At 46.9% G+C, this 15,350-nt stretch carries 14 protein-coding genes; 6 read left to right on the top strand and 8 right to left on the bottom strand.

Features of this window, described 5'->3' with window-relative positions; translation table 11 throughout:
- Window positions 1–296: 296 nt before the first annotated feature.
- On the top strand, window positions 297–854 hold the full coding sequence (locus GSQ66_RS10660) for a sugar O-acetyltransferase (RefSeq protein WP_162427458.1): 558 nt from the start codon (window positions 297–299) through the stop codon (window positions 852–854).
- A 45-nt stretch (window positions 855–899) separates the two neighbouring features.
- Window positions 900–1,445 carry a GNAT family N-acetyltransferase gene (locus GSQ66_RS10655; protein ID WP_162427457.1) on the top strand — a complete coding sequence of 182 codons (546 nt, stop codon included), beginning with the start codon at window positions 900–902 and terminating at the stop codon, window positions 1,443–1,445.
- Here the strand turns inward: GSQ66_RS10655 and GSQ66_RS10650 are convergent.
- From GSQ66_RS10650 to GSQ66_RS10630, 5 genes are all read right to left on the bottom strand, one after another.
- Window positions 1,440–1,841, bottom strand: a complete 402-nt coding sequence (locus GSQ66_RS10650; protein WP_162427456.1) for a hypothetical protein — start codon at window positions 1,839–1,841, stop codon at window positions 1,440–1,442. The two genes, GSQ66_RS10655 and GSQ66_RS10650, sit on opposite strands and share 6 nt — an antisense overlap.
- Window positions 1,842–1,963: 122 nt before the next feature.
- Window positions 1,964–2,965 carry a c-type cytochrome gene (locus GSQ66_RS10645; RefSeq protein ID WP_162427455.1) on the bottom strand — a complete coding sequence of 334 codons (1,002 nt, stop codon included), beginning with the start codon at window positions 2,963–2,965 and terminating at the stop codon, window positions 1,964–1,966.
- A gap of 195 nt (window positions 2,966–3,160) precedes the next feature.
- Window positions 3,161–4,795, bottom strand: a complete 1,635-nt coding sequence (locus GSQ66_RS10640) for a M16 family metallopeptidase (protein WP_162427454.1) — start codon at window positions 4,793–4,795, stop codon at window positions 3,161–3,163.
- A 33-nt stretch (window positions 4,796–4,828) separates the two neighbouring features.
- Entirely contained in the window at window positions 4,829–6,184 is a 1,356-nt protein-coding gene (locus GSQ66_RS10635) for a M16 family metallopeptidase (protein WP_162427453.1), read from the bottom strand.
- 201 nt (window positions 6,185–6,385) lie between these two features.
- Entirely contained in the window at window positions 6,386–7,828 is a 1,443-nt protein-coding gene (locus tag GSQ66_RS10630) for a dicarboxylate/amino acid:cation symporter (RefSeq protein WP_162427452.1), read from the bottom strand.
- 257 nt (window positions 7,829–8,085) lie between these two features.
- Between GSQ66_RS10630 and GSQ66_RS10625 the strand changes: the two genes are divergently transcribed.
- The 4 genes from GSQ66_RS10625 to GSQ66_RS10610 all read left to right on the top strand — a co-directional run bounded on the left by GSQ66_RS10625 (window position 8,086) and on the right by GSQ66_RS10610 (window position 11,707).
- The gene (locus tag GSQ66_RS10625) at window positions 8,086–9,075 is read left to right on the top strand and encodes a dipeptide epimerase (protein ID WP_162427451.1); all 990 of its coding nucleotides are present in this window, start codon (window positions 8,086–8,088) and stop codon (window positions 9,073–9,075) included.
- A gap of 613 nt (window positions 9,076–9,688) precedes the next feature.
- Window positions 9,689–10,141: a MarR family winged helix-turn-helix transcriptional regulator gene (locus tag GSQ66_RS10620; protein ID WP_162427450.1), complete on the top strand. Its 453-nt coding sequence runs from the start codon at window positions 9,689–9,691 to the stop codon at window positions 10,139–10,141.
- A gap of 35 nt (window positions 10,142–10,176) precedes the next feature.
- Complete coding sequence (locus GSQ66_RS10615) at window positions 10,177–10,836, top strand: YceI family protein (protein ID WP_162427449.1); 660 nt, start codon at window positions 10,177–10,179, stop codon at window positions 10,834–10,836.
- A gap of 118 nt (window positions 10,837–10,954) precedes the next feature.
- The gene (locus tag GSQ66_RS10610; RefSeq protein WP_162427448.1) at window positions 10,955–11,707 is read left to right on the top strand and encodes a DUF6503 family protein; all 753 of its coding nucleotides are present in this window, start codon (window positions 10,955–10,957) and stop codon (window positions 11,705–11,707) included.
- Window positions 11,708–12,048: 341 nt separating this feature from the next.
- Here the strand turns inward: GSQ66_RS10610 and GSQ66_RS10605 are convergent, their stop codons facing one another.
- The 3 genes from GSQ66_RS10605 to GSQ66_RS10600 form a co-directional block, all read right to left on the bottom strand.
- Complete coding sequence (locus GSQ66_RS10605) at window positions 12,049–12,591, bottom strand: hypothetical protein (RefSeq protein ID WP_162427447.1); 543 nt, start codon at window positions 12,589–12,591, stop codon at window positions 12,049–12,051.
- Between the two features lie 474 nt (window positions 12,592–13,065).
- Complete coding sequence (locus GSQ66_RS18810; protein ID WP_202923337.1) at window positions 13,066–13,203, bottom strand: hypothetical protein; 138 nt, start codon at window positions 13,201–13,203, stop codon at window positions 13,066–13,068.
- Window positions 13,146–15,236 carry a S9 family peptidase gene (locus tag GSQ66_RS10600; protein WP_202923336.1) on the bottom strand — a complete coding sequence of 697 codons (2,091 nt, stop codon included), beginning with the start codon at window positions 15,234–15,236 and terminating at the stop codon, window positions 13,146–13,148. Before GSQ66_RS10600 ends, GSQ66_RS18810 begins: the two co-directional genes overlap by 58 nt.
- Window positions 15,237–15,350 lie beyond the last annotated feature (114 nt).

Here is a 15,350-nt window from a genome sequence, read left to right as displayed (position 1 = left end):
ACTTGTGGCTTGCTGTGGTGCCAGTTTGTAACTGGCGCGTAACCCAAACTATAGTTTCGCCAGTTACAAACTGGCTGCCATGCTCCACCACCAGTTACCGCTGCGCTCAAACAAGCGGTATGGTTAGTGGTACATAGCTTAAAATTATAGTTCTATTCCGCCATTGTTGGTGTTTTCACCAACAATTTCCACTTCAGCTGCTATTTAACTTGCTGGTGAGAACACACAGCAAGGGCGAAGGCTAAAGTGCTTTTGTATATTAAGGCCAACTATAGCCCCTTAACGTACAACCTTCCATGCAAACCGAAAAAGAGAAAATGCTGGCAGGGGAGCTGTACGACCCACTCGATCCGCAATTATCGGAAGAACGGCTACAGGCAAGGCTGCTGCTGAAACAACTCAACGACTCCCGCGAAGATTATCCCATCGAAAGAAGTCGCATCTTAAAAGAACTTATAACTAATGCTGGCGAAGGCCTGTGGCTGCAACCACCCTTTTACTGCGACTATGGCTATAACATTATAGTTGGCGAGAAGGTGTTCTTCAACTTTAACTGCGTGGTGCTGGATGTAATGCCGGTAACAATTGGCAACCGCACACTTTTCGGCCCGAATGTGCAGATCTATACCGCCACGCATCCGCTAAACTATAAGGAGCGCGCCAGCGGAGTGGAATATGCCAAACCTGTAACTATAGGCGAAGATGTCTGGATTGGCGGCAGCGTGGTTATTTGCCCCGGCGTAACAATTGGTAACAGGTGTGTGATCGGGGCGGGAAGTGTTGTAACCAAAGACATTCCGGCCGGAGTATTTGCAGCTGGAAACCCCTGCAGAGTAATCCGGGAGCTGGATTAAACCGGAATTATAGTTACCTTAACTATAGCAAACAACTATAGCACGATGCAGCACCTGAGTGTACGCGAACTACAAACGGAAGACATTCCCCTGATTGCCGACTACTGGCTAACCTCAGAACCTGATTTCTTAGTTGGCATGGGCGTAGATCTGGCCAAAGTGCCTTCCCGCGAAGAGCTGACAGCTATGCTTACGTACCAGTTAAGTTTACCAGTAAACCAACGAATGAGCTATGCACTGATATGGCTGGAGGATGATAAACCGGTAGGGCACAGCAACGTGAATAAGATCGAGTTTGGAGAGTCGGCTTACATGCACCTGCATTTGTGGCAGCCAGCGCTCAGGCAGAAAGGAGCAGGTACAGAACTGGTGAAGCAATCTCTTCCATATTATTTCGATAAGCTGCAACTCAAAACGCTTTACTGCGAACCTTATGCGCTGAATCCTGCTCCCAACAAAACGCTGGCTAAAGCAGGCTTCGAATTTGTAAAGCAGCACACCACTATACCCGGAACTATAAACTTTGAGCAGGAAGTTAACCTTTGGCAGCTCACCCGCGAGAAATATGAGCAGATAAGGGCAGGGCTATAGTTCGTTCTGTACTTTCTCGGTACGCTTTATCTGCACAGACTCTTTTCCTTTATAGATCTTTCCGGCAACTATATCGGTTTTATAGCTATAGTATCTGTGGCCTTCATAGTCAATGTAAAAGCCGGTTTCGGGGTCGTACACTTTCTGCAGGTTGGGGTAATGCCACAGGCCGGTTGTAGGGTCGGGTATGCGGGTTCTGCTGGCGTCCAGGGCATTAGGCATGGGTACAGGCATGGTGTTGGCAGAATCTTTGGCAGACCAGCTCAGTTTGGCCGTGTTGGTTTTCAGGAAGTAATCAAATCGCTTTATAAAGCTTCCAACATCATCTGTTTGTGCCTCTACAGTAAATGAAAGGCACAAAAGCAGTATGCCAACTATAGTTGCAGGTAGTTTCATAGATTGGTTTATATGGTTTTATACTTGCCTGGTATGTAGGTAGTTGCCAGTTTAAAGATACAAAAAAAGCGCCTTCTGCTGTAGCAAAAGGCGCATCTATGAGTAAGAATGAAGGTTAGCTGTTAAAGTTTTGCCTGGACAGGGGCTGGTGTAAAGCGCTCTACTTTATTCTTTTTAGGTTCTACTGTGCGCAGGTACTGGTAAATGGCGCGCAGGTCTTCTTCTGTCATGCCGGCATACATTCTCCAGGGCATAATCGTGTTAAAGTCGTTCGGGCCAATTTTCTGGTTTGCCATTTCAGGCTCCAGGTGCTGCTTAAAGCGGCTTACAAAAGCATTTTCGGTCCAGGACCCAATGCCGGTTTCTTTATCGGGTGTAATATTAGCAGAGCGCAGTGTGCCGTTCGGTAGCTTAAACTCGAAGCCGCCAGCAAGTTGTTTGCCTTCTATTGGAGTACCTTTTTCGGCAGGCGTGTGGCAATCATTGCAGGAGGCAATAGTCACCAGGTATTTCCCTTTTGATAGTTGGTCATCAAGCACAGGGTTCATCGTGTTTTTTGGGGTAGATGGCATGGTGCGCAGGATCAGGTTCATAGGGAAATCCGCATCAGATGCAGGGATTTCGTTTTTGATCGGGTGGAGGGTGCGCAGGTAAGCAATAATGGCGTAAACATCCTGCTCCGCCATCTGGCTGAAAGACTTGTAAGGCATTACCGGGAAGAGTGGAGCACCATCTTTGTTAACACCTGCTGTAATGGCGCGGTACACTTCCCCGTCTGTCCAGGCTCCTATTCCTGTTTCTTTATCAGGAGTAATGTTACGGGCATAAAACACGCCCGGGAACCCCATGGAGTGGTCAAAGCGGTCACCACCTCTGCCTTCTGTGCCCGGTATTATTGGCCCGGAAAAGCGCGAAAAGTCGCGGTTAGAGTGGCAGTCGATGCACACAGCAACGTGATTGGCAAGATATTCCCCCCGTTCTATCAGCGCTGGGGTTTTATTAATAGTAATGGCCGGCGCCGCATCTACGTTCGGGAAGGCGTATTGCATGTAAATAACGCCGGCTGCGGCAACAGCTAAAATGCCCACCAGCACGTAGCCGATAACTTTAAAAACTTTTTTCATAGGAGATGAGGCTGATAGCAAGTGCTATAATGTTTACATATTACGTTTGTGTAATTTTATTAAAAAATATGATTTATACAACTGTAGTATACCGTAAACACTATGTTTTTTAGTGAATCCGGTTACAGAACTGGTAGACATAAATAAAAAAACCGCAGGTATTGGCCCGCGGTTTCCTTGTTGTGAGTAAGACTGTTACTTAAACGTGTCCTTGCTGTCTACAATCTTCACGTCTTTTACATTCAGTTTATAGTTGGCGATGATATCGTCTTCAGCCAGTACTTCTTTCGGCAAGCCTTCTTTAACTAAATTAGAATAGCTCATAGGTGATGGCGTATTGTTAAGCAGTGCCTGCTTCAGTGGTTCAGCTTCACTGTCGTCGGTAACTATAGTTACGAACATGTTCTGTACGTCCCAGTACTTTTTAACAGCATTATTTACCTGGTCCACGGTCAGGTTTGCCAGTAGCTGGTCCATTTCCTGCAGGTAATCTTCGCGGCCATAAAAGCGCGAGTCCATTAAAAAGCCTAGCTGCTTCTCTTCGGTCTGGGCGTACAGTTTCATGTACGAGCGCAGGAACTTGCGAGTCAGTTCAAACTCCTGCTGCGTCATGCCATTCTTGATCAGGTTATCTACTTCACGCATGGCCAGGCGCAGCGCAAAATGGGCATGACCTACGTTAATGTCTTTCAGTTCGGTATACTGCTGCTTCAAACCTTCGGCAATCTGTACCGGTCTGATCCAAAGCGCAAAATAGTTGGAGGTACGCGGCACACCCGGGTTAGGCAACTGGAAACTTCCGCCGTTATCATACCACTCAATGTAAGAGTAGTCGCCATAGTTCATGGAGCGGGTGGTACGGATCTTGTCGTATAATGTGCCGTAGCTTTTGCGGTGCTCGCCCAAAAACGAGTTGGCTACCATCAGCGCTGCAAAGTCATCGGCAGAGCGCGTAACCGGCATCGGGGTACCCGTAAAGATAGCGGAGCCAAGGGCATCGTTTTTCTGGATGATCTCTACCTGCACGCCATTTGGCTTGTTTGGCTGTCCTGCCACCGGTATAGTTGGCTTAACTTCGGATAACTGAGCTACATCGGCTTTCAGTTTATTCAGGAACTCGTTGCTATAGTTACCAGCAACGCCCACCATCACATTGTTACGGGTAAACATATTGCGCCAGTGGTTTTTCACATCCTCCAGGGTAATGTTTTTTACGCTGGCCGAGGTTCCCTCTACCACATGCTGGTAATTGGTGCCCCGGAATAACAAATCTTCCAGCGCCTTCTTGCTATACTCTTCATCCGACGAGGCGCGGATCACCTGGTCCACATAGTTTTGCTGGTTTGAAAGCACCCGTTTAAAATCATCTTCGGCAAAAGCGGGCTGCAGCATCAGGCCACGCACGATCGGGTAAAAATCGTTCAGGAAATCGCGGTGCACGGCAAAGGTAAAGGTGGTCACTTCCTTATCGGTGCTGGCGCCATAACCAGCGGCCCAAGGGTATATCTTTTCACGGATCTGGGTAACGGTCATGTCCTGCGTGCCGGAGTTGGCAATCATCTGGGCAGTAGTATAGGTCAATCCTTCCTTGCCTTTCGGGTCAGCCATAGAACCGTTTTTGAACATCAGCTTGATAATGACCTTGTTCGACTGTGGGTTCTGTAGCTCTACTACTTTGCCGGGGCCAAATGCCGAGTTGGCATCGAACGCTACGGGAGCTGTTTCGGTCGTTGTAGCATTATCGGTGGTTTGCTGGGATGCCTGGGGCTGTTTGGTGCAGGAGGCAGTCAACAGGGCAATAGGCAGTATATATGCAGCTATTCTTTTCATCTTTTCTTTCTCTAAGTCTGGTTAACTATAAAATTACTTTACAGGCGATTTCTCTGACGGGGAAATAGTGCCCACCGTGAGTGTGGCTGGTGTAAAGTACTTTTTGGCTACATCCATCAGGTCTTTTGCCGTAACGGTATCGAACACTGCATACATGTTATTAAGGGCTTCCGGATTGCCTGTCAGCCAGATGTACTGCGACAGTGAGTTGGCAATGGCATCGGGACTGTCCATGCTCATGGCAAAACTATACTTGATGCGCGACTTGGTATCTGCGATCTTTTTTGCATCTATCGGCTTGGTTTTGGCCTCGTTCAGCACACGCATTATTTCGTCTTTTACATACTGCAGGTCGTTGGCGTTCACTACCGATGCTGAGTAAGAAACCAGGTTCGGGTCGCGGGAATACTGCGGGCCACCACCAATAAAGCGGGCCTTTTGCTCCTGCACTACCAGTTTGCGGTACAGATCAGAGTTCTGCGAGAAAAGAATGTTGGAAAGGATGCTTAGTGCAGGCAGGTCTTTGTCCTTATCAGAGAAAGAAGGTCCTTTAAAAGCCAGTGTTAAGTATGGCGGAAAACCCTGCTGATGCACATGCGCATAGCGGGTTTGGGTTTGCTTTGGTTCTGTGGCTATAGTTGGTTTATAGTTACCACGCTTCCAGTCGCCGAAGTACTGCTGCGCCAGGTTGTTTACTTTTTCAGGAGTAACGTCGCCTACTACCAGTATCGTGGTGTATTCCGGGCGGTAAAAACGGTCGAAGAAGGTGAGCGAGTAATCGTATTGGTTCGGCATATCTACCACGTCATCAAAAAAGCCCATGGTGGTGTGCGCGTAAGTATGCTTTGTAAAAGCGGTACTTACCAGTTTCTCGTATAGTTGCTGGTAGGGGCTGGCCGAGTTTTTGGTGTATTCACCTTTCACAGCGCCGGCTTCGGTCTTAAAGTCGTGCACGCTGTATTTCAGGTTCTGGAAACGGTCCGTTTCAATCTCGAACATTTTGTCCAGCATATCGGCATTGCCGGTCATGTGGTACAAGGTGCGGTCGATGCTGGTGTTGGCGTTAGCGGCGGCACCCATTTCCTTCATGATATCACCATAAGCCTCTTTGCTGTACTTGTCGGTGCCCCGGAACATCATGTGCTCAAAAAAGTGTGCAAAGCCTGTTTTGCCTTTTTCCACTTCCTCGCGTGAGCCGGCTCTTACTACAATATAAAAAGCGGCAATGCCCGGGCTGTTGTAGGGTACTGTTACCACATTCAGGCCATTGTCGAGCTTTTTCTGGTGGATGGGGTAGGGTAGAATCTTGCTGCTTTGCTGGTTTTGTGCTATCACAGCCGAAATGGTGCATAGCATGAGCAGCAGCATAGCTACTATCTTGTTTTTCATGATTTATAGTTTTAGCTGGTTAAAGTTTACCTGTGTACGGTGCTACCGTTGTTTAAATATAGCTGATTTACATTTTTTGCCCAAGATACTGGCTACATAGCGCTTTTAAATCTGTTAACGATAGTGCTTTAGCGCTGACCGGCTGCACAAAAAAGCCCCGCCTGTTGTGGGCGGGGCCTTCTGTAACGTTATGAACTATAGTTATACCAGTTCCTTTGGTGATTCTTCCGTAGCAGGCAGTTCGCTGGCCAGCTCAGGGTTGGTAGTTGCAATTATACCGGTTTCCGGCTGAATGTCCAGCTCACCTTCCCAGCGGGCAACTACGGCAGTAGCAAGGCAGTTACCGGTTACGTTAATCGAGGTGCGGGCCATATCCATCAGCTCGTCTATACCCAAAATGGCAAACACAGGCCAAACCGGAAGATCAAACGAAGCCACAGTGCCTAACAGGATCACAAGCGATGCTCTTGGCACGCCGGCAACACCTTTACTCGTCAGCATCAGGGTAAATACCATCACTAACTGTTGCTCCCAGCTTAGCGGAATGCCAGCGGCCTGCGCCACAAACACAGCAGCCAGTGATAAGTATAGCGTTGTTCCATCCAGGTTAAAACTGTAGCCGGTCGGCATTACGAAGGCTACGATCTTACGTGGCACGCCCAATTTCTCCATTTCTTCCATGGCGCGTGGCAGGGCGGCTTCAGAGCTTGTGGTAGCAAACGCGATAGACACCGGGCCGGAAATCGCTTTCAGGAAACGAACTATAGGAACGCGGGCAATCAGCGCTATCGGTAATAATACCAGTAATACAAAGGCAAGCAGCGCCACATACAACGTTGCCAGCAAGTGGAACAGGTTTACCAGGATGCCAAGCCCCATATGGCCAACCGTATAAGCAATAGCCGAACCTACCCCAACCGGTGCAAAATACATGATGATGTTCGTGAACTTGAACATGGTTTCGGATAAGCTCTCGCAGAAGTCGAGCATTGGCTTACGCTTTTTCTCGGTTACCATGGCCAGGCCTATGGCAAACAGCACACTGAACACAACGATCTGCAACACCTGCCCTTCGGCAACCGATTTTGCAATGTTCTCCGGGAAAACGTGAAGGATAATATCTGCCGCGGATTGTTTTGCGGGGGCAGTAATTTCTTCGTTTACTTCAGCCAGGTTCATATCCACGCCTTCGCCGGCTTTGCTGATGTTGATAGCTGCCAGACCGATAAACAGGGCAATTGTTGTAACAACTTCAAAGTACACTAGCGCTTTCCAGCCCATGCTGCCTACCTGTTTCAGGTTAGAGTGGCCGGCAATACCAACCACCAGCGTGGCAAAAATGAGGGGCGCAATAATTGTTTTGATCAGCTTAAGGAATACTTTGCTCAGAACATTCAGGTTCGTTGCAAATTCCGGGAAATCGTAGCCGATCTCAATGCCCAGGATCATACTGATCAGGATCCAGGTCGTCAGCGATTTTTTCTGAAGACCGTAAGCTACCACAACGCCGATACAAGCCCAGCGTACAGCCATCAACACCTCTCCCGGTAGGTTAATAATGTTATAGTACTGCAACACGGTGAGTATAGCTGCAATTGTAATACTTAACAGCGCAGCTACAGGAATAAAAGATAATTTCTTCATAAGATGAGTGAAGTATAGCATCTGCCAGAAGCAGGTTGCCGGATGTTAAGTAAGTAATAAGCAGCCAATAACGTAATAAACGCTCATAAACCCACCAGTTAAAACTAAGCAAATATAACCAGATCGAGCGCAAAGCCAAAGACAGTTATAGTATAAACTTAATTTTATAGTGTCATTAACCCCTAAGGCGGTGTATCTTATGTTGTACCTTATCAGTATATTTAGCCTCAGCTAACTCAAACTTATTATTTTGCTATATGCTAACCTGGCGCATTGAGGCTCTGCACCTGAAACTAAAATATACCTGGCGCATAGCCCGCAATGCCAGCGACGAGAAACTGAATTTCCTGGTACAGGTATCGGACGGTAGGTATAGTGGTTTTGGCGAAGCGGCCCCTAATATCCGATACGGCGAAACACCAGATCTGCTGCTACAGCAATACCAGGTCCTGATCATGGCAGGCCTGGCCGGCGTTAAGTCGATGGAAGACCTGTTGCAACTACTGACCGAACATTCGCCTGTAAACTCGCTGCGCTTTGCTATTGAGGCTGCTTACTTGCATTATTATTGCCAGTTAAAACAGCTTGCAGTACACCAGTTGCTGGGGCAGCCAATGCCGCAACAGCAGGGCACCTGTTTCTCGTTGCCGATAATGGAGCCGGGGCAGGTAAAAGAGTTTATCCTGAAGCATAACCTGCAGCGATTCCCCTGCCTTAAGATAAAAGTAAACAGCGAGCAGGGCGCTGACCTGTTGCAGCAGGTGCTGGATGTGGTGGATAAACCGGTAGTGCTGGACGGTAACGAAAGCTGGCAAAATCCCGACGACCTGTTGCGCTTCCTGGAAACTATAGATAAGCAGCGTGTACTGTTTATAGAGCAACCTATGCCTGCTTCCGAAGCCGCTGCTTATGCCCATTTAAAACCGCTTAGCCCGCTGCCGTTGGTTGCTGACGAATCAGTGACCGACAATGCGGATTTTACGATGCTGAAGCAGGAATTTCATGGCGTGAATATAAAACTGATGAAAGCCGGTGGCTACTTAAATGCGGTACGCTTGTTGCATGAAGTGCGCAAACAAGGCCTGATGGCGATGATCGGGTGTATGGTGGAGACAAGTCTGGGCATATGGTGCGCTATGCAACTTAGCGCCGCCTTCGATTTTGCCGACCTGGATGGTTTCCTGATTATGGAAGACGAGCCGTTTAAGCTGGTACGCGAAGAGCAGGGGATTTTATATCTGAAGTAGGGCTGGTTGCTGAAGGTTGGGAAGTTTAATGGTTGATTGCTGGTTTTTAACTGGCAACTGTTTATTGCCTGCTGAAAAAGCGTGAGGGATGGAGCGGTTGTTTGAGCTCCTGTAGTTTGGCACAAACTATAGAGCGAGCCGCGAGAGCCCGACGGCCCCGCCGACACGCCCAAACTGTGCCTATAGTTCTGACAAATAATTATAACTCAACTATAGTTTAAGGTTACCTGTAAAATTCCTCATCAACGCAGAACAACTATAGCCTGAAATCTTAAGCTGACATCAACCTAGGATCAACTATAGAATCATTTGCTGACCAGGCACAACTATAACTATAGCGCAGGCAGCTCATAAATTATAGTTCGTCGACTAAAGCTCAGAAACTATAGTTTACTGCCGGCCAGGTCTGCAATAACCAAGGTAAGGCTGAGAGCTATTGGGGTTTCACTATGGCGTGCCCGCCTGGCAGCGCTTAAATGCCCGGTTTCTATGGCTACTACAGCTGTCTTTTTCTGAAAATTTATTTTTATTGAAACTAATCTGAAAAAAAACGTGTATTGTGTTTGTACATTAAATGTATGTACATATATTTGCATCATCATTCATACCAACTATGAGGATAGAAGACGAAATAAAGCAGACCGCATTTAAGAACGAGTACCATAAGGCATACATTAATTTGCTTTATACTTCTAACTTCCTGCAGCAGGAACACGGCAGTCTGTTAAAACCATTTGGCATTACTTCGCCCCAGTTTAATGTGCTCCGGATTTTGCGCGGGCAATACCCCAAGCCGGCTACCGTTAGCCTGCTGATAGAGCGCATGCTGGATAAAACCTCTAATGCATCGCGGATTGTGGATAAGCTGGAAGCAAAGGAACTGGTGACCCGCAAACAATGTCCTAACGACCGCCGCACCGTAGATGTGCTGATAACCGAAAATGGCCTTGCCTTGCTGAAACAGCTGGATGCCCTGGATGAAGACAATAAAAGCGGGGGCATTTATAACCTGACAGAAGACGACACCCGGGAACTTAACCGGATACTGGATAAAATCAGAGATTAATTTAATTAGTAACCAATACATAACCATAAATTAAAATGAAAAAAGTAGCAATTCTTGCCTCTCTTGCCGGCGCCCTGATTATGACGGCTTATGCTGGTAATACAACTAAAACTGAAAATGCTGTAGCAACTACAGAAGTAACTGCTCCTGCTAAAGGCCGTGTTTACAACGCTGTTATCGAAAAAAGCGAAGTGAAATGGCATGGTAAAAAAGTTACTGGCGAGCACTTTGGTACTATCGGTGTAAAAAGCGGTAACCTGGTAATCAACAAAAACAAAGTAACTGGCGGTAAATTTGTGATCGACATGAACTCTATCACTGTTACTGATATTACTGATCCGGAATATAACGGCAAACTGGTAGGCCACCTGAAGTCTGATGATTTCTTTGGTGTAGAGAAGCACCCGACTGCTACGTTCGAAATTAAGGCGCTTGCTCCTATTGCAAAAGCTGCTGCCGGTAAGCCAAACTATAAAGTAAATGGTTTATTAACTATAAAAGGCATCACTAAGCCAGTACAGTTCCCGGCTACAATTACTGTTAAAGACGGTGTAGCTACTGCTAAAGCTGATGTAACTGTAAACCGTGCGCAGTACGACGTGAAATATGGTTCTGAGTCTTTCTTCGGTAGCCTTGGCGACAAAGCGATCATGGATGACTTTACAGTATCTTTCAATGTAACTGCAAAGCAGTAATCCGAGTAAAAGATTAAGGTTTTGATTCCGCCCCGGTGCTCTTTGTAGTGCCGGGGCGGTTTTCTTTTAGCCTAAACTATAGTTTGCTATCTTTGAAATAAACTACACATTACTACTGATGCGCCTACTTTACACTTCCATAACTATAGTTTTTGCCCTCTTCCTATTAGCCTCATGTGAGCCAAAAGCGCCATCTGCCCAGGAAATTGTAGATAAAGCCATTGACACACATGGCGGCAAAAAATTTGATAAGTCTATAGTTACCTTTAAGTTCCGGGATTATTTGTACAGGGCCCTGCGCGATAATGGGGCTTATGTGTATAGCCGCACCTTTACCGACTCTACAGGCCAGCGTGTGTACGATGTGCTGCAGAACAGCGGCTTTACCCGAACTATAAACGACCAGAAAGTTGAGCTGCCTGCCGATAAAGTGAAAGCTTACAGCAATTCTGTAAACGGTGTGATTTACTTTGCCCTGTTGCCTTACTTTTTAAACGATGATGCCGTGCAGAAGGAATACCTGGGAGAAGTAACTATAAAAGGCGAGCCCTACTATAAAATTAAAGTTACGTTTGCCCAGCAAGGCGGCGGCGAAGACCACGAAGATGAATATGTGTACTGGTTTCATCAGAAGAACTATACGATGGATTACCTGGCCTATTCGTTTTTAGTAGATGGCGGCGGCACCCGCTTCCGCGAAGCTGTGAATCCCCGCAAAGTAGGCGGCATCCTTTTCCAGGATTATGTGAATTATACCTCTGAAGAGAAAGGTTTCCAGATCGAAAACTATGACAGAGCCTTTGAAGCCGGCAAACTGAAAAAGATATCGGACATTAATCTGGAAGAGATACAGGTTAAAACTATAGAGTAATTGTCTGAATCAGGATTTCCAGGATTAAAAGATTAACAGGATTATTAATCCGGACCGCATATTAATGGGGTCCAGGTTGATTTTCGAATTAAGACTTTTACGTCAGACTCACACCGGATCTGTCATCCCGACGATAGGAGCGATCTATTCAGAACACGCTTGATTATATCTTAAATAGATTTCTCACGCTGTTCGAAATGACAGCATTAGGCAGCGACTTGTGGGTACAAAATTCTGCAAATCTTTTAATCCTGGAAATCCTGATTCAGACAAAAAAGAAGCAACGTATTAAGCGTCTAAATAATCCTGCCAAATCAGATTAATCCCCTTCATTACTGGTCTTATTCTATCTCAAACTCCTGCGGCAATTCTATCGGCAGCGGCTTGTTGCGGTTCCGGATCTGCAGCAAATAATCGTCAATGTCAGATTTATACTCCAGGTGGTAATCTTCATGCAGGTTTTTGCGGATAAGCTGAATCGTTTTGAGCAGTAGCTTGGCTGTTGAAGTATAGAAAACTTTGTAGTAGCTGTCGAACTGGCCTGTATAGTTCCGGAAGATGATTTCCAGGACATACAGATGCAGCTCTACTTCGGCTTTTTTGTCTTTGGTTACACGTTTAAAACGGGCAATTTCTTTCAGGGCTTTACGCAGGGCCTTGGCCAGTGCTTTGGTTAAACTGCGGCCTGTGGCATTCAGCAAAAGCTCATGTATCACATCCTGGCTTCGTTCCTGCAGTTCCTCCAATGTAACTTCGCCAAGCTCGAAAGCAAACATATCGTATAGTTCGGCATCGCGGCGCACCGCTTTCAGCAGCAAGGTTTCTTTCTCCTTATCACCGAGTTGTTTAATGGCTTTTTTGAAAGATGCGGAAGGTGCAGGCATCGGGACAATGTATAAATGTTAACAGTTGTGCAAAAGTACGTAATTAAGGGTTTCAGGTAAATCTATAGTTTACCAAGTAACTATAGCGCCATATCATGCCGCAAGTTTAGCAGTAGCGTAACTTGTGGCTGTGCTTGGCAGCCAGTTTGTAACTGGCTTTGCTTTGGAAAAGCAATAGTTGCGATGGCCGTAACTATAGAACTATAGATTCTACTTGAAGATTTACTGTAAATTGCTCAAACTATAGCTTCCTGAAACCTGTGTTTTTCTGCTATCGCAGAAAGCCAGTTACAAACTGGCGCCAAGCTTAACCACAAGTTACGCTGCCGCTAAACTTGCGACATGAATCATATCCAATCAGAAAAATCCCTTTAATAACCGGTCCAGCCTAATCCTGCTAATCCTAAAATCCTGTGAATCCTGATTCAGATAATAAAAAAGGCGCTGAGATCATCAGCGCCTTTTCTATAGTTGTTATTGTTGCGGAGTAGCTTTCAGGTTATCATCCAGGTACTGCGTTACTTTGCGCATCAGGTGCACGCGGTCTTTGCCGATCACGTTATGCGGATGGCCCGGGTACACGAAGTAATCCAGCAACACGCCTTCATCCACCGCTTTTTTATAAACGCCAGGCTGTGCTGCCATACCACTACATCGTCCACTGTGCCATGTATCATCAGCAGTTTGCCTTTCAGGTTTTTAACATGGTTCAGCAGGTTCGCATTTTTGTAGCCTTCCGGGTTTTGCTCCGGAGAGTCCATGTAGCGCTCGGTGTACATAATTTCGTAGTAGTTCCAGTCGATAACCGGGCCGCCGGCCACCCCAACTTTAAAGGTGTCCGGCGATTTCAGCATCATGGAAGTGGTCATAAAACCACCGAAGCTCCAGCCGTGTATGCCCATGCGGTTTGCATCAACATAAGGCAGCGATTTCAGGTAATCTACGCCACGCAGCTGGTCTGCCATCTCAACAGTGCCCAGTTGGCGGAACGTTGCCTGCTCAAACTCCAGGCCACGACCTGAAGTGCCGCGCGGGTCTAAGGTAAATACGATGTAGCCTTTCTGCGCCATTAACTGCATCCAAAGGTTAGCACCGCCCATCCAGCTGTTTGTTACCAGTTGCAGGTGCGGACCACCATACACGTAAACCACCACCGGGTATTTCTTATTCTTATCAAAATTTGGGGGCGTGATCATGCGGGTATACAGATCAGTACCATCATCCGCTTTAATCGGGAAAATAGTAACTTCACCAAGTGCATAATCAGCAACAGGGTTTTTAGAAGTAAGCAGTGTTTGCGCTACCTTGCCATCTTTGTTGTTGATCACCCAGATCTTACGTGGTGTTACCTGGCTGCTATAGCTATCGATGATATAGTTGCCATTCGGGCTAAGTCTGGCGCTGTGCGTGCCGCTGCCCTGAGAAAGTCGTGTGCTCTTTCCATTGCTCAGGTCTACACTATAAAAATGACGCTCCAATGGGTTCTCGGCAGTTGCGCTATAGTATAATTTCTTGCCATCCTTGCTAAAACCAAGAATCTCTGTCACCATCCAGTCGCCTTTCGTCAGGGTTCTGATCTCTTTTCCGTTTGTGTCATACAGGTACAAATGGTCGAAACCGGTGCGCTCGCTCACTCTTACAAATTGATTTGATTTGCCAGGCACAAAGTATAAATCTTTCTCAGGCTCTACATACTTGGCGTGTTTTTCTTCCAGCAGCGTCTTCACAAAATCCCCGGTAGCAGCATCGTACTGGTTTAGTTTCATGTGGTTCTGGTCGCGGTTAACTACAGCAATGTAGATGTGTTTTTCGTCCGGGCTCCAGGTAATGTTGGTCAGGTATTGCTCGGCAGGCTCGCCGGTTTTCAGGAAAGTGGTCTGTTTGGTAGCGGTATTGTAAACGCCCACCGTAACGTGGTGGCTCTTGCCGCCGGCCATCGGGTATTTAATGTTATTCAGTTTTGCCGGAAGCGGGGCAACATCAACCAGTGGGTAATCAGTAACCATGGTTTGGTCCATGCGGTAAAATGCTAGGTTCTTACCTGTTGGCGACCAGAACGTGCCTTTGCTTATACCGAACTCGGAGCGGTGCGCCGCCTGTCCGTTAACGATAGCTTCGTTCTGTTCGTTGGTAACTGCTACATCGGCAGCACCCGGCGCAGAAACATACAGGTTGTTCCCTTTTGTATAGGCTATGCGCTGTTTGGTTGGGTCCAGTTCAGTATTCTCGGCATCAGTAGCATACGTGGTAACTATAGTTGCCTTCCCGTTTTTCAGGTTATAGGTATAGATCCTGCCCTGCAGATTTAGCACCATTGTGTTCGCGTCCTGCCACTGCACCGCCGGGAAGCTTTTTACTTCTTTGCCGCCTGCCGCCTGGATTGCGGTACTCAGTTTATCAACGGTAAGAATTGTGTTGCGCTTGGTTGATTTCGCGTTGCCACGGATAAGCGCATTGTCTTTTACATAGGTAAAGTCGTCGGAGCCCGCTACCCAGTTAAGCTGGCGCAGGTTTTCTGGTTGGAGTGCCGGGTTAATGATGGCATCTTCCATGGTCAGCATTTTGTCCTGTGCCTGTAGTTGCAACGCGGCAACAGCAAGCAAAAACGTAAATGCCAGCCCTTTCAATCGGTTCGAAAAGATCATTATAGATTAAATTGGTGGTTGTTGAAAGTGTAATTAACTGCAAGAAAACAGTATTCCGGGTAAAGAGCAAAAATAGCGCCTTTTATGCATGGCACGCTACAAAAACTATAGTTC

The sequence above is a fragment of the Pontibacter pudoricolor genome (genome assembly GCF_010092985.1).
GTDB lineage: Bacteria > Bacteroidota > Bacteroidia > Cytophagales > Hymenobacteraceae > Pontibacter > Pontibacter pudoricolor.
This window is presented reverse-complemented; position numbering and strand designations above follow the sequence as displayed.

Excerpts from the sequence above, each read along its gene's own strand:
- GSQ66_RS10645 (WP_162427455.1), bottom strand. The coding sequence starts at position 2,965 with ATGAAAAAAGTTTTTAAAGTTATCGGCTACGTGCTGGTGGGCATTTTA.
- GSQ66_RS10640 (WP_162427454.1), bottom strand. The coding sequence starts at position 4,795 with ATGAAAAGAATAGCTGCATATATACTGCCTATTGCCCTGTTGACTGCC.
- GSQ66_RS10625 (WP_162427451.1), top strand. The coding sequence starts at position 8,086 with ATGCTAACCTGGCGCATTGAGGCTCTGCACCTGAAACTAAAATATACC.
- GSQ66_RS10655 (WP_162427457.1), top strand. The coding sequence starts at position 900 with ATGCAGCACCTGAGTGTACGCGAACTACAAACGGAAGACATTCCCCTG.
- GSQ66_RS10620 (WP_162427450.1), top strand. The coding sequence starts at position 9,689 with ATGAGGATAGAAGACGAAATAAAGCAGACCGCATTTAAGAACGAGTAC.
- GSQ66_RS10650 (WP_162427456.1), bottom strand. The coding sequence starts at position 1,841 with ATGAAACTACCTGCAACTATAGTTGGCATACTGCTTTTGTGCCTTTCA.
- GSQ66_RS10600 (WP_202923336.1), bottom strand. The coding sequence starts at position 15,236 with ATGATCTTTTCGAACCGATTGAAAGGGCTGGCATTTACGTTTTTGCTT.
- GSQ66_RS10615 (WP_162427449.1), top strand. The coding sequence starts at position 10,177 with ATGAAAAAAGTAGCAATTCTTGCCTCTCTTGCCGGCGCCCTGATTATG.
- GSQ66_RS10610 (WP_162427448.1), top strand. The coding sequence starts at position 10,955 with ATGCGCCTACTTTACACTTCCATAACTATAGTTTTTGCCCTCTTCCTA.
- GSQ66_RS10660 (WP_162427458.1), top strand. The coding sequence starts at position 297 with ATGCAAACCGAAAAAGAGAAAATGCTGGCAGGGGAGCTGTACGACCCA.
- GSQ66_RS10635 (WP_162427453.1), bottom strand. The coding sequence starts at position 6,184 with ATGAAAAACAAGATAGTAGCTATGCTGCTGCTCATGCTATGCACCATT.
- GSQ66_RS10605 (WP_162427447.1), bottom strand. The coding sequence starts at position 12,591 with ATGCCTGCACCTTCCGCATCTTTCAAAAAAGCCATTAAACAACTCGGT.
- GSQ66_RS10630 (WP_162427452.1), bottom strand. The coding sequence starts at position 7,828 with ATGAAGAAATTATCTTTTATTCCTGTAGCTGCGCTGTTAAGTATTACA.